This is a genomic window from Gammaproteobacteria bacterium, assembly GCA_040183005.1.
Classification (GTDB): domain Bacteria; phylum Pseudomonadota; class Gammaproteobacteria.
Map to the genome: position 1 here is coordinate 124103 of JAMPIW010000004.1, position 13818 is coordinate 137920.

General features: G+C 57.4%; 12 protein-coding genes. 6 read left to right on the forward strand and 6 right to left on the reverse strand.

From position 1 onward, the window contains the following. Positions 1-20 precede the first annotated feature (20 nt). From M3A44_04710 to M3A44_04735, 6 genes are all read left to right on the forward strand, one after another. Complete coding sequence (locus M3A44_04710) at positions 21-1391, forward strand: sigma-54 dependent transcriptional regulator (GenBank protein ID MEQ6340958.1); 1371 nt, start codon at positions 21-23, stop codon at positions 1389-1391. 37 nt (positions 1392-1428) lie between these two features. Beyond that, the gene (gene trkA / locus M3A44_04715; GenBank protein MEQ6340959.1) at positions 1429-2802 is read left to right on the forward strand and encodes a Trk system potassium transporter TrkA; all 1374 of its coding nucleotides are present in this window, start codon (positions 1429-1431) and stop codon (positions 2800-2802) included. Positions 2803-2888: 86 nt separating this feature from the next. Beyond that, positions 2889-4340, forward strand: coding sequence for a TrkH family potassium uptake protein (locus M3A44_04720; GenBank protein ID MEQ6340960.1), 1452 nt, complete (start codon positions 2889-2891; stop codon positions 4338-4340). Positions 4341-4675: 335 nt separating this feature from the next. Further along, entirely contained in the window at positions 4676-6829 is a 2154-nt protein-coding gene (locus M3A44_04725) for an adenosylcobalamin-dependent ribonucleoside-diphosphate reductase (protein ID MEQ6340961.1), read from the forward strand. Between the two features lie 56 nt (positions 6830-6885). Then, on the forward strand, positions 6886-7578 hold the full coding sequence (locus M3A44_04730) for an NrdJb (GenBank protein ID MEQ6340962.1): 693 nt from the start codon (positions 6886-6888) through the stop codon (positions 7576-7578). 403 nt (positions 7579-7981) lie between these two features. Further along, on the forward strand, positions 7982-8824 hold the full coding sequence (locus M3A44_04735) for a trypsin-like serine protease (GenBank protein ID MEQ6340963.1): 843 nt from the start codon (positions 7982-7984) through the stop codon (positions 8822-8824). Here the strand turns inward: M3A44_04735 and M3A44_04740 are convergent, their stop codons facing one another. The 6 genes from M3A44_04740 to glcF all read right to left on the reverse strand — a co-directional run bounded on the left by M3A44_04740 (position 8825) and on the right by glcF (position 13817). Further along, positions 8825-10183: an ATP-binding protein gene (locus tag M3A44_04740; GenBank protein ID MEQ6340964.1), complete on the reverse strand. Its 1359-nt coding sequence runs from the start codon at positions 10181-10183 to the stop codon at positions 8825-8827. It lies immediately after the preceding gene. Continuing rightward, on the reverse strand, positions 10170-10862 hold the full coding sequence (locus tag M3A44_04745) for a response regulator transcription factor (GenBank protein ID MEQ6340965.1): 693 nt from the start codon (positions 10860-10862) through the stop codon (positions 10170-10172). The genes M3A44_04740 and M3A44_04745 overlap by 14 nt, the downstream gene beginning before the upstream one ends. A 17-nt stretch (positions 10863-10879) precedes the next feature. Next, positions 10880-11212, reverse strand: coding sequence for a hypothetical protein (locus M3A44_04750; GenBank protein MEQ6340966.1), 333 nt, complete (start codon positions 11210-11212; stop codon positions 10880-10882). Further along, on the reverse strand, positions 11202-11816 hold the full coding sequence (locus M3A44_04755) for a glycine zipper 2TM domain-containing protein (protein ID MEQ6340967.1): 615 nt from the start codon (positions 11814-11816) through the stop codon (positions 11202-11204). Before M3A44_04755 ends, M3A44_04750 begins: the two co-directional genes overlap by 11 nt. A gap of 259 nt (positions 11817-12075) precedes the next feature. Then, positions 12076-12408: a c-type cytochrome gene (locus M3A44_04760; protein MEQ6340968.1), complete on the reverse strand. Its 333-nt coding sequence runs from the start codon at positions 12406-12408 to the stop codon at positions 12076-12078. Positions 12409-12599: 191 nt separating this feature from the next. Continuing rightward, positions 12600-13817: a glycolate oxidase subunit GlcF gene (gene glcF, locus M3A44_04765; GenBank protein ID MEQ6340969.1), complete on the reverse strand. Its 1218-nt coding sequence runs from the start codon at positions 13815-13817 to the stop codon at positions 12600-12602. Position 13818: the final 1 nt, after the last annotated feature.

Here is a 13818-nt window from a genome sequence, read left to right on the forward strand (position 1 = left end):
GGCACGAGGGAGAACGGCGCATGAGTATGGCTTATGTCCTGGTAGTGGACGACGAGCGCGACATTCGCGAACTGGTCAAGGAGATCCTGGTTGACGAGGGGTACGAGGTCGCCATTGCGGAAAACGGCGAGGCGGCACGGCGTGCGCGGCGCGAGCGCCGTCCCGATCTGGTGCTGCTGGATATCTGGATGCCGGACATCGATGGTATCTCGCTGCTCAAGGAGTGGGGGGCCGAAGAAGGCGATGCGTTGCCACCGGTTATTATGATGTCCGGACACGGCACGGTGGAAACAGCGGTGGAGGCCACTCGTTTGGGCGCCTACGACTTTTTGGAAAAGCCTTTGTCCATGGCCAAGCTGCTTCTGACCATCAAGCGCGCGCTGGAGGCCGACAGGCTGCGGCGGGAAAACCTCGGGTTACGCCGCCACGATCAGACGGTAACAGAGCCGGTGGGCCACGGCACGGTAATGCACCATCTGCGCGAACAGGCCAAACGCATAGCCCAGCATGACGCCTGGGTACTGATCACTGGCGAGCCGGGCAGCGGCAAGGAACTGTTCGCCCGTTATCTGCACGCCAACAGCATGCGTCGCAATGGACCGTTTATTGATGCTGGTGTTCCACAGGGCAATCCGGCTATCGAATTGTTTGGTAGTGAAGAAGGCGGAAAGATTCATTACGGGCGCTTTGAACAAGCCAACGGTGGCACCCTGTTCCTGGATGAGATCGGCGATATGGATGCCGCGCTGCAGGCGCGCCTGCTGCGCACCCTGCAAAGCCGCTCCTTCATGAGGGTGGGCGGCAGCGAGCCGGTGAAGCTCGACGCGCGCGTCCTGGCAGCCACGCACCACGATCTGGCGCAGGATGTCCAGACCAAGCGTTTTCGTGAAGACCTTTATTACCAGTTGAACGTGGTGCCGCTGCGCGTGCCTCCGTTACGCGAACATTGTGAAGACGTTCCCGAATTACTTAACTATTACATGAACGTTTTCGTCAACCAGGACAACTTGCCCTACCGCCGCTTCAGCATGGCGGCGCAAAACCGCCTGCGCAATTATCCATGGCCAGGTAACGTCCGCGAATTAAAAAACCTGGTGCAGCGCCTGCTGATTCTCGGCACAGGTGCCGAAATCGGCGCCGATGAAGTGGACGCCGCGCTGGGCGAAGCGCCTGCCAGTATGACTGCGACATCAACGCTGGGCTTTGATTTACCCTTGCGCGAGGCGCGTGACCGTTTTGAAAAGGCCTATCTGGAATATCAGCTGCGTGAGACGGGCGGCAATATTACCAAGGTGGCCAAACTGGCGGGCATGGAGCGCACCCATCTGTATCGCAAGATGCGGGCGCTGGGCATAAGCATCGGCGATGTACAAGAAACAGCGGATCAGTGATAAGATTGCCGCCCTTGTTTTCGGATTGTGAGCTGACATGAAAATCATCATCCTCGGCGCAGGCCAGGTAGGTTCGTCGGTAGCAGCCAATCTGGTCAGTGAGGCCAACGATATTACGGTGGTGGATACCAACCAGGACCTTCTGCAAAACCTCCAGGACCGTTTCGACCTGCGCACCGTGTGCGGCGAGGCCTCCCACCCCGAGATGCTGCGGCGCGCTGGGGCGGAGGATGCGGACATGATCCTCGCCGTCACCAACAGCGATGAAACCAACATGGTGGCGTGCCAAGTGGCGTACACACTGTTTCGCACCCCCACCAAGATAGCACGCGTGCGCTCCAACGAATATCTTAGCCATCCCCAGTTATTCGCCAGCGATGCGCTCCCTATCGACTTCCTGATCAGCCCCGACCAGGCGGTGACGGATTATATCCAGCGTTTGATTGAATACCCCGGCGCACTCCAGGTGCTCGATTTTGCTCACGGCAAGGTACGGCTGGTGGCAGTGCGCGCCTACCATGACGGGCCGCTGGTGGGGCGCGAATTGCGCACCCTGCGCGAACACATGCCAGGCGTTCAGACGCGCGTTGCCGCCATCTTTCGCCGCGATGCGCCTATCGTTCCCGAGGGCAATACCGTCATCGAGGTGGGTGACGAAGTGTTTTTCATTGCCGCCAGCAAAGACATCCGCGCGGTGATGAGTGAGCTGAGGCGACTGGATAGCTCCATTAAACGCGTGATGATCGCGGGCGGCGGCAATATCGGGAAACGCCTCGCCAAGGCGCTGGAAAATGATTACCAGATCAAGGTCATCGAGCACAACCAGAAGCGCGCGCGCGCCCTGTCGGAAGAGCTGAAAAAGGCCATTGTCCTGCTGGGCGATGCCACCGATGAAGATCTGTTGCGTGAAGAAAACATCGAAGCCACCGACATATTTTGCGCGCTGACTAATGACGACGAGGATAATATTCTCTCCGCCATGCTCGCCAAGCGCCTCGGTGCGCGCAAGGTAATGGCGCTGATCAACCGCTCCGCCTATGTCGACCTGGTGGAGAGCGGCACGATCGACATCGCAATATCACCCCACCAGGCGATGATCGGTAGCCTGTTGGCCCATGTGCGGCGTGGCGATGTTGCGGCGGTTCACTCCCTGCGGCGCGGCGCGGCGGAGGCTCTGGAGGCAGTGGCGCACGGCGACCGCAAATCATCGAAAGTGGTAGGGCGCGCCATTCAGGACATCAAACTACCGCCGGGCGCCAGCATTGGCGCCATGCTGCGCGGTGATGAGGTGATTATCGCCCATCACGACACCGTGATCGAAGCGGAGGATCACGTCATCCTGTTCCTGGTCGATAAAACCCGTATCCGCGACGTGGAGCGCCTGTTTCAAGTGAGCGCGATGTTTCTTTAAAAAGTAGAAAAAACCAAAAATGACGAGGCAAAGCATGGCGTTCCACCGGTTTTCTGATTTGCTTTTTGTTTATTAACTGCTAAAAAATGCAACTCTCCGCCATACAACGCATACTCGGTCTTCTTTTGATGCTGTTCAGCATCACCATGCTGCCTCCGGTGGCGGTATCTTTCTGGTACGACGACCACACCGCAGAATCATTCCTGCTGGGTTTCGCATTGACGCTGTTGGCAGGTTTTCTGTGTTGGCTGCCGGTGCGTTCTTTCCGCAAGGAATTGCGTCTGCGCGACGGCTTTCTGATCGTGGTGATCTTCTGGACTGCGCTGAGTATGGTCAGCGCCTTACCGTTCATGCTTGCCGAGCACCCGCACATGTCGTTCACCGACTCGGTTTTTGAATCGGTGTCGGGTTTCACCACCACCGGCGCAACGGTGATGGTCGGCCTCGATCACATGCCGCAATCCATCCTCTATTATCGCCAGCAACTGCAATTTCTCGGTGGCATGGGAATCGTGGTTCTGGCAGTGGCCATCTTCCCCATGCTCGGCATCGGTGGCATGCAGCTCTATCGTGCCGAGACGCCGGGGCCGATGAAAGACAACAAGCTTACCCCCCGCATCACCGAAACGGCGCGGGCTTTGTGGTACATCTATCTAGGCTTGACGGTGGCCTGCGCGCTGGCTTATTGGCTGGCGGGTATGAGCCTGTTCGACGCCATCGGCCACAGCTTCTCCACCATCTCCACCGGCGGTTTTTCCACCCATGACGCCAGTCTTGGCCACTTCAACAGCGCACTCATCGACGCTATTGCTACCGTGTTCATGCTGCTCGGCGGGTTCAACTTCGCGGTGCATTTTATGGCATGGCGGGAGCGGGATATCCGCCACTATTGGCGCGACGCAGAGGCGCTCGCCTTCCTCGGTATCGTCGCCGCGATTATAGCGATAGTCGTCGTGACGTTGATGGTCACGCAAAAATATCCGGACATATGGAGCGCATTGCGCTATGGCTCTCTCCAGGTAGTCACCATGATTACCAGTACCGGTTTCCTGACGGCGGACTTCGCGTCCTGGCCGCTGTTCCTGCCCGCATTGCTGATGGCCATTGGTTTTATCGGTGGCTGCGCCGGTTCAACTGCGGGCGGTATGAAAGTGGTGCGTATCCTGCTGCTCTACAAGCAGGGCATCCGCGAGATCATGCGCCTGATCCATCCCAACGCCATCATCCCCGTCAAAATCGGCGAGCGTTCGCTGCCGGACCGTATCGTTGAAGCCGTATGGGGATTCTCGGTACTTTACATCACCAGTTTTGTCGTGCTGTCGCTGGCGCTGATGGGCACCGGGTTGGATGTGGTCACCGCCTTCTCCGGCGTCGCCACCTGCCTCAACCTCGGCGGCCCCGGCCTCGGCGCAGTGACGATGAATTTTACCATCGTCAATGATGTTGGCATCTGGATACTGAGCTTCGCCATGCTCCTGGGGCGTCTTGAGATATTCACGCTACTGGTGTTGCTGACACCGGCGTTTTGGCGGAAGTAGTTGGTTGGCGTATTGATCTTGCGCATTAACATGCACAAGATATGGTGTATTTTGTCGGCGCATTTCAGTGGTCCTATCCTGCTGAATATCAATGTATTTTCCTGTGTCAATCCTTTGATGTTTTCGTATGTCATTGTTTTTTATTGTATAAAAAATATGCCTTCATGGAGGCTCACGCGTGTTGACACGGGAGGGGACAGGCGTTAATCTCCCACATCACGGCACAATATATTGTGTTTTACCGAAATTAAAAAACAAGCCATAGTCAAACGGCCCCATGCACCGTGGGTGTGCCGCGACGTGCCAAAACAATCAATACCAGGGAGCATGTATCCATGAAGGTTACCCATCTCAAGGCTGTCCCCAATGCCGACGCCATCATCGAGCTTCAGCCCGCATCTTTTGACATCTGGGACAAAAAATACCGCCTGAAGAAGAAAGACGGCACCGTCATCGACGAAACACTCGATCACACCTACCGGCGCGTTGCCCGCGCCGTGGCCGATGTGGAAGATACCGAGGAGAAGCGCGCCGAGTGGTATGACAAATTTCTGTGGGCGCTGCGCCGTGGCGCGATTCCTGCTGGCCGTATCGTTTCCAACGCTGGGGCACAGGCCTACAAGCCCGCAACCTCCACGATCAACTGCACGGTATCCGGCACCATTCAAGACTCCATGGACAACATCCTGGGGAAGGTTCATGAGGCCGGTCTTACACTGAAGGCCGGTTGCGGCATTGGTTATGAATTCTCCACGCTGCGTCCCAGGGGCGCGTTCGTCGCCGGTGCGGGTGCGTATACCTCCGGCCCGCTGTCGTTCATGGATATCTACGACAAGATGTGTTTCACCGTCTCCTCCGCCGGCGGTCGTCGCGGTGCCCAGATGGCGACCTTTGACGTCAGCCACCCGGACGTGCTCGACTTCATCCGCGCCAAGCGTGAAAACGGCCGCCTGCGTCAGTTCAATCTGTCGCTGCTGGTGACGCGTGAATACATGGAAGCCGTCAAGAATGACGCAGACTGGCCGCTGGTGTTCCCGCTCGACGCCAAGGAGGTTGATATCGACGGCATCGACGTCAACGACCCGAAGCAAGTGATCTGGCGCGAATGGCCCACCAAGGATAAATACCTGTCTAACGACCAGGGTCTGGTCGCATGTAAAATCTATCGCACCATCCGCGCGCGCCGCTTGTGGGATGCGATCATGACGTCCACCTATGATTTCGCCGAGCCGGGTTTTATCCTGATCGACAACGTCAACGAGATGAACAACAACTGGTTCTGCGAAAGCATCCGCGCCACCAATCCCTGTGGTGAGCAACCACTTCCCCCCTACGGCGCCTGTCTGCTGGGCTCGATCAACCTGACCAATTTCGTGCGCAATGCGTTCACGTCCAAGGCCAGTTTTGACTGGGACGAGTACCGTCGCGCCGTGGCGATTTTCACCCGTATGCTGGATAACGTGGTGGAGATCAGCGGCCTGCCTTTGGAGCAGCAGCGCGAAGAGATCAAGAGCAAGCGCCGCCATGGCATGGGGTATCTGGGGCTGGGCTCCGCCATAACCATGCAGTGCATGCGTTACGGCTCGAAAGAATCGCTGGAATTCACCGAGCAGGTCACCCGCGAAATGGCGCTGGTGGGCTGGCAAGTGGGCGCTGAACTGGCCCAGGAAAAGGGCGCGGCCCCGGTGCTGAATCAGGAATTTACTGTAACGGGCGAGATGCTGCGCAAGCGGCCTGAGATGGTGCAAGACGGCTTTAATATAGGCGACAAGGTGCCGGGCAAGGTGCTGCTGGCCAAATACAGCCGCTACATGCAACGCATAGCCGAGATTGACCCTGATCTGGTGAATACCATCGCCGAAAACGGCGCGCGCTTCACCCACCATAGCTCCATCGCCCCCACCGGAACCATTTCGTTGTCGCTGGCCAATAACGCCAGTAACGGAATCGAACCCAGCTTCGCGCACCACTACGCGCGTAACGTGATCCGTGAAGGCAAGAAGTCCAAAGAGAAGGTCGACGTTTATTCCTATGAGTTGCTGGCCTACCGCTCCTTGATCAATGACAAGGCCATGCCCTACTCCGACAAGGAAGACGAGCAACTGCCTGAGTACTTCATCACTGCCGATGACGTTACGCCGAAAGAGCATGTCGACGTGCAGGCCGCCGCGCAGAAATGGATCGACTCCTCTATCTCCAAAACCGCCAACGTGCCGACGGATTTTCCCTACGACGACTTCAAGGGCATCTACCTCTATGCCTACGAGCAAGGCCTGAAGGGTTGCACCACCTTCCGTTTCAATCCTGAAGCGTTTCAGGGCGTGCTGGTGAAAGAGAGCGATCTGGAGGGCACTACCTACCGCTTTACCCTGGAAGACGGCACCGTGCTTGAGGTCAAGGGTAACGAGGAGATTGAATACGACGGCGAAATCCACACCGCCGCCAACCTGTTCGACGCCCTAAAAGAAGGCTATTACGGCAAGTTCTAAACTATATACAGGACGGAAAGCCCCACTGGGGTATTGCCCGTCACTGGAGAAACAGCATGACTATCAAGATAGAAAAGAAGATTGTGAAGTACAGCGTGGTCAAGGACGAGGAGAAGGCTGCTGCCGCCCCTGCCGAGGAATCCACCGTTGCCAAGGTAGTGCAGATGCACGAAAAGCTGGAGCGGCCCGAGGTATTGATCGGCTCCACCTACAAGATCAAAACCCCGCTCACCGAGCATGCCCTGTATGTCACCGTCAACGATGTCGTGCTCAATCCCGGCACCGAGGATGAGCTGCGTCGCCCCTTCGAAGTCTTCATCAACTCGAAGAACATGGACCACTTCCAGTGGATCGTCGCCCTCACCCGCATCATCTCCGCCGTATTCCGCAAGGGCGGTGATGTCACCTTTCTGGTGGAAGAGCTGCGTTCAGTGTTCGACCCGCGCGGTGGCTATTTCAAGAAGGGCGGCAAATACATGCCTTCACTGGTCGCCGAGATCGGTGATGTGATCGAGCGCCATATGCGTATGATTGGTCTGCTGAAAGACGACACCCTCGACGAGCATCAGCAAAAGCACATCAACGAAAAACGCGCCGAGTTCGAGTCCATGCTGCACAAGGCCGAAGACAGCGAAAGCGGCAGCTTCCCCACTGGCGCCCAGCTCTGCGGTAAATGCAATACCAAGGCTATGATCAAAATGGATAATTGCATGACTTGTTTGAATTGTGGCGATTCAAAGTGTGGCTAAAGTAGGGCGGCGAGTCCCCCCGAGCCAAACAGCAAGCTCGTGAAAGCCTTCGCCGCCGGATTGAGGGGCAGAGCAAACGCAGCAAGAAATAGGGTTATGGCACAGCGAAACGCTATCAGTTATTTAATGTTTGCTGCATAACCAATTCAACAAGCTAACACCAACGGCACGGGATCTATGGGCTCCACCCGTTGTGCATGCGGGAAATAAGATCATGCTTTTTACTATTTGGCCGTGCGGTCTGGGTTAGCCATAACCCAATGCTTTCTTCGCCCCACTGCGAGCTATCGCCCCTGTGGAATCTCCCCGGGTTGCGCCCACAGCGCTACCGGTAGACAATAGCGACATGCTCTTACCCACGTCGATGCTTCCCAATCTCATAGTGTTACGCCTTGTGCTCGGTATGATGCTCATCGTTGCGCATAGCCCGCCCGCTCATGCCCTGCTGGCTGGCGTTGCGCCAGACTCCCCTACGCAACGTATCGACCCTAATACCACTGCTTCGCCTTGGACAGGTGTTGGAAGTCTGTCGATTAATGGCGGAACCTTCAGCGCCGTGGTGATCGGCCCTCACCACGTGCTGACCGCGGCCCATGTTGTGAATGGCGTGGCGCCCGATAAGATCGTGTTTAACCTCAATTACGGCGCCGATCTGTCGCACAGCATCCAGGCCAAGGCTGTTTTCGTACACCCGGATTACGCCGGTTACAACAAGAATGACATCACCCGCGATGATGTAGCCGTGGTACAGCTCAGCGAGGCAGTACCCGATGGCGTGGCCATTTATGACCTCAATACATCGCCTCCCGCGCCCGGCATGACGCTGACGCTGGTGGGGTATGGCGCCAGTGGAAACGGTGTGGATGGCATTACCGTGGGCGGTAATCCCGCGGTAAAAAGGATTGGCAAGAATAATGTGGATGGGGTGGTGCCGGACGATGAGGGCAGTAAGCGCCTGGAGGCCTATATATATGATTTTGACGGTCCGGAGGGAACGTCAAACCAGGGTGGCGGCCCCACCTTGGGTAACGGCATCGAAACCACGGTGGGCGGCGGCGATTCGGGCAGCCCGGCTTTCGTCGAATCAGGTGGACGCTGGATGCTTGCGGGCATCAATACCTTTCAGCTTGGGGCGACCGCGCCGAAATTCGGCTCAGGCGGGGGGGGGATGCTGGTTTCCAGCTACGCAGAGTGGATCCATAGTGTGTTAGGCCACTTCACACGGGTGACAACCGGGCAAAAATAATTATGCCCCTGGCATACTCACTATAAAACTCGCGCCGCCCATCTCACTTTTACCGACTTCCAGCGTTCCACCGTATACACGCAGGATGTCTTGCACCACCGCCAGGCCGATGCCGTGGCCGTGGATGGTTTCGTCGGCGCGTACACCGCGTTGCAGTACTAGATCGGCATGCTCCAGGGGGATGCCTTGTCCGTCGTCTTCCACCCGCAATTCCAGCCCGGAGTGCCTATGAAAGGCGTCGGCAAGGGGGTGGGCGGTTATAGCAACGCGGTGATGGCACCATTTGCAAGCGTTATCCATCAGGTTACCTAAAAGCTCCATCAGGTCGCCTTCGTCGCCATAAAACACGGCATCGTCCTCGGTCCGGATTGAAAAGTGAACGCCCTTGTCGGCGTATACCTTACTCAGTGAGGCGGCGATACGCTCCACTACCGTATTGACGTTCACCGGCGCAGCGAGTGCGGTGCGGCCCGATGCTGCGGCACGCTGGAGCTGGTATTCGACGATCTGCGTCATGCGGTCCACCTGTTCCTGCACGGTACGGCGCAACTCCTCCACGGAGCTTTCGTTTTCCACTGAACCGCGCACGACGGCGAGCGGTGTCTTCAGGCTGTGGGCAAGATCACCCAGTGTATGGCGATAGCGATCCAACTGTGCATGACTGGCGCGTATCAGAATATTGAGGTTGTCGGTCAGGCCGCGCAGTTCTTGCGGATACCGGCCTTCCAACTGGGTAGCCTGTCCGGCCTCGATGGCCGCCAGATCGGTGGACACGCGGCGTAACGGCGCAAGACTCCAGCGCAGGATGCTGCCCTGCACCGCCAGCAGCAACAGCGCTACACCGCCCAGCCAGCCCCACAGACTGCGCCGGAAGCTGTTGACCTGCACATAAAAGCTGTTCATGTTCTCGGCAACGCTAAAGGTAAAGCCACGCTGCTTGCCCTTCACTTTCCAGGACAAGCCAAAACCGAGCGCGTACAGGGGCGTGCCATCCGAGGCAATGACACGCTCAAAGCGATTGGTTCCCATCTCCAGGCCGAGAGTGAAGGGTATCGTCAGCCCCACCATGGAAGGCGAGCGCAGTGCTTGCTTGCCATCATGCGAGGCTATCTGCCCGTAAATACCCGACCCTGGCGTAGCAAATCCTGCATCAGGCATCTCTTTAGATACGCTCATCACCCCATTTTTGTCCAGCTCGGAGGCGGCGAGCAGCGCATAGATATGGCCTTGCAGACGGTCGCGCATGGCGGCCTCGGCGCTGGTGCGAAACGCCTTGTCGAGCGTAAAGCCGGTGAGTCCAAGGAACGCCGCCAGCACCAGACTGCCAGCGATCAACAAACGGGCGTTAAGGGAGAGCATGGGAATCGCGCGCCAGAGTGAAACGGTAGCCTCGTCCACGCAGAGTTTCTATAGGTTGAAGCGTCCCTTCCGGATCAAGCTTACGTCGCAATCGCCCCACCAACACTTCGAGGACATTACTGTCGCGATCGAAATCCTGATCATAGAGGTGCTCGGTAAGTTCTGCCTTGGACACTACTTCACCGTTATGCAGCATCAGGTATTCAAGCAGGTTATATTCATACGCGGTCAGATCCACAGCCTGACCATGCGCGCTGACCTGCTGGGAGACGGTATCCAGCGCCACCGGCCCGCAACGCAGTACCGGCTGCGACCAGCCCGCCGCGCGGCGCAGCAGTACCTTGATGCGCGCCAGCAGTTCCTCCATGTGAAACGGCTTGACCAGATAATCATCGCCACCGGCCTCCAGCCCTTCAACCTTCTCCTGCCACCGTCCGCGCGCAGTCAGAATCAGAATGGGAAAGGTTTTTCCAGTAGCGCGCAAGCGCTGAATAACCTCGATACCCGACAGCTTGGGCAATCCTAGATCCACCACGGCAACATCGAAGGGAAATTCCGACCCCAGATACAGGCCTTCCTCCCCGTCCGCCGCCGCATCCACGGCATAGCCATCCTCGCGGAACCGGGTCAGCAATTGCTCGCGCAGCGAGGCCTCGTCTTCAATGACCAATATTCGCATTGCCTACCATTCACTCTTTATTCAAACCGTTTACCGCCCTCCGGCTCGACCATGAAGATGCGTACCTGCCCGGAGGTGGTGAGCACCTTGATGCGGAACATCACTCGTCCTTGCATCTCCGCTGCATCTGCCGACACTACCCTCCCCGCCGTTGCCTGACGTACCTCGGCAGCAGCGTCATCGAGCGTTAATTGCCGCCGTTGATGATCCGTAAACCGGAAGGCTCCATGCGCGTCCATCCCCGCTACAGATGGCGCGGCGTGGGCGGGCATCGCCCACACTACCAATAGCGCCGCCAGCGCGCCACCTTTTAATATACGATCAGTCCACCTCGGGATCTCAATCGTCATACGACGCAACCATTGAGCTGACCCTGATCATCGACCCGGGATGACGGTCAGTGCGCGTTACATAGGTTTGCCCTCTATAACGGTACGTCACGCGGTAACCAAAGACACGCTCACTTTCGTCATACTGAGTGATGGTGCGGCAGCGCTGGTTTACGACGGGGGCGGAATACTCATTTCTCCCGCTCATGTCATGGCCGATGGATGCGCCCACCAGCGTCCCAAGCAATGTGGCGGCATCTCTGCCGCGCCCTTCACCCACCTGATTGCCGACCACGCCACCCACTATGCCGCCAAGAATCATCGCGCCCGCAGCGTCATGGCGACCGCGCCCGGAATAAGTTGCCTGCTCATCCCAGCATTGCTGTCGGGAGTAGGGCGTGCGCGAAACCTCGATGATGGGATCGACATCGATCACCTTGCCAAAATCATCATAACGACGCTCATGGCCGTGACGCTCATGACGACCATAATCACCATCGTAATAGCCCCTGTCATAGGAGCGGTCATGGCGATCATGGTGACCCTTGTCATTATCAGCGACAGCATTAAACGAAACGGCAAGGGATGATAAGGCAAGACCCAGAACAAGCATTGAGGGCTTCATTGTTGTCTCCTCCAGTAGTGGAACGCCTGATCATTGCAGGCGATTACAGACTATCTCATCGAGGCTGAACAGGGGCTGAATGAAACCAAAAAGGAGGCCGGAAAGGAGGCCGGAATGGGTCGTAACATATTGAAAAATATAAACAACAATCCTTTTCATCAGCCATAAAAAAACCTCCCTCACGCGGCGCCCGAAAGGACACTGCATGAGGGAGGCGGGGTGACATCCTTCCCCGTAAGGGGGGGATGTTATCCGGCTATTACTTGGCCAGACCCAATACGAAGGTCACCAGCTTCTCAATATCCGCATCGGCAACGCGAGGGGAGTAGGGGGGCATTGGAACACCGCCGGTTACGGCAGTCCAGTTGCCCTTGCCGCCAGCCTTGACCTTGGCGATCAGGGCTGCCTTGGCAGCGGCATCACCTTTGTACTTGTTGGCAACATCCTGCCAAGCAGGACCGACAACTTTCTTCTCTACGCTGTGGCAAGCCAAGCAACCACTAGCCTTGGCCAGATCCAGGCCTTCAGCAGCAAAAGACGGCAGTGCAGCAACCGACAGAGCGGCACCCAGAACAAGCGCTTGAACTTTCATTATCTTCTCCTATCAAATTACCAAGTCATTTACCGGCGACCCAACGTATTCACCGGCCATATAGCAAAGAGCATGGTCTGCCCTCGTTATCGCTTCCGCTTGGCTGGAGGTTTCTTTCCAGCTTGGACATAGATTACCTCGATCAAGCTGAACCGAAGCTGAACGGAAAACCTCTGCAAAAAGAAATATCATCATTCAGCGTCCAGCAACTCAACCCAATGCCTGACCGGTACATCCGACCGGCTTTGCAAATGGGTCAGGCAACCGATGTTGGCAGTAGCGATGAAAGCAGGCGCGCCGGACTGCAGCGCGGCGAGTTTGTTTTGCAGCAGTTGCTGGGAAAGCTCTTTTTGCAAGATGGAATAGGTGCCCGCCGAACCGCAGCACAGATGCGCGTCCGGCACGGGGGTTAGCTCGTAGCCACAGGTTTGCAGAATATTTTCCACAATGCCGGGCAGTTTTTGGCCATGCTGCAAGGTGCACGGCGAATGAAAAGCGAGTTTCGGGCTCTTAGAGTTGCTGAAGTGTTTTGCCAGGCCGTCTTTTTCAGCCAGCAGCACCTCGGAAATGTCCCGAGTAAGCGCAGAAACACGCGCAGCTTTTTCGGCATAGGTCGGATCGTGGCGCAGGATGTGGCCGTATTCCTTCACCATGGCGCCACAGCCGCTGGCAGTCATGACAATGGCCTCCGCACCCGCTTCGATATGCGGCCACCAGGCGTCGATGTTGCGGCGCATGAAATCCATGCCTTCTTCGTGCGCATTGAGATGATGACTCACCGCCCCACAGCAACCTGCCCTATCGGCGCGTAGCAGCGAGATGCCCAGCCGATCCAGCACGCGCGCTGTGGCGGCGTTGATGTTGGGAGCAATGGCGGGCTGCGCGCAGCCATCCAACACCACCATTTGCCGGGCGTGGCGCGGCGCGGGCCAAAGTGTGGAAGGTTGCCGTGATGGTATGGAGGCGCGCATAGCCGCCGGCATCAACGGCCGCACCATCTGCCCCAGCCTAAGCAGCGGCGTGAAACGGCTGGAATAAGGAATCACTGCGCGCAGCATATGACGCGTGACACGCTCCAGCCATGGTCGAGCCACACGCTCTTCTGCCACGGCACGCCCTATATCCACTAACCGGCCATACTGCACACCGGAAGGACACGTGGTCTCGCAGGCGCGACACGTCAGGCAGCGATCAAGGTGGAGCTGCGTCTTGCGGCTGACTGTCTCGCCTTCCAGCATTTCCTTAATGAGATAGATGCGGCCGCGCGGGCCATCCAGTTCATCGCCCAGCAATTGGTATGTGGGACACGTGGCCGTGCAGAAACCACAGTGCACGCAGGCGCGCAGAATGCCATCCGCCTCCTGGCCTTGAGGGGTGTTTTTGATGGAATCGCTGAGTTGGGTTTGCATG

Coding starts and splice junctions, on each gene's coding strand:
- M3A44_04740 (MEQ6340964.1), bottom strand. CDS start 10,183: ATGCTCTCCCTTAACGCCCGTTTGTTGATCGCTGGCAGTCTGGTGCTG.
- M3A44_04755 (MEQ6340967.1), bottom strand. CDS start 11,816: ATGAAGCCCTCAATGCTTGTTCTGGGTCTTGCCTTATCATCCCTTGCC.
- M3A44_04750 (MEQ6340966.1), bottom strand. CDS start 11,212: ATGACGATTGAGATCCCGAGGTGGACTGATCGTATATTAAAAGGTGGC.
- M3A44_04735 (MEQ6340963.1), top strand. CDS start 7,982: ATGATGCTCATCGTTGCGCATAGCCCGCCCGCTCATGCCCTGCTGGCT.
- glcF (MEQ6340969.1), bottom strand. CDS start 13,817: ATGCAAACCCAACTCAGCGATTCCATCAAAAACACCCCTCAAGGCCAG.
- M3A44_04730 (MEQ6340962.1), top strand. CDS start 6,886: ATGACTATCAAGATAGAAAAGAAGATTGTGAAGTACAGCGTGGTCAAG.
- M3A44_04760 (MEQ6340968.1), bottom strand. CDS start 12,408: ATGAAAGTTCAAGCGCTTGTTCTGGGTGCCGCTCTGTCGGTTGCTGCA.
- M3A44_04720 (MEQ6340960.1), top strand. CDS start 2,889: ATGCAACTCTCCGCCATACAACGCATACTCGGTCTTCTTTTGATGCTG.
- M3A44_04745 (MEQ6340965.1), bottom strand. CDS start 10,862: ATGCGAATATTGGTCATTGAAGACGAGGCCTCGCTGCGCGAGCAATTG.
- M3A44_04710 (MEQ6340958.1), top strand. CDS start 21: ATGAGTATGGCTTATGTCCTGGTAGTGGACGACGAGCGCGACATTCGC.
- trkA (MEQ6340959.1), top strand. CDS start 1,429: ATGAAAATCATCATCCTCGGCGCAGGCCAGGTAGGTTCGTCGGTAGCA.
- M3A44_04725 (MEQ6340961.1), top strand. CDS start 4,676: ATGAAGGTTACCCATCTCAAGGCTGTCCCCAATGCCGACGCCATCATC.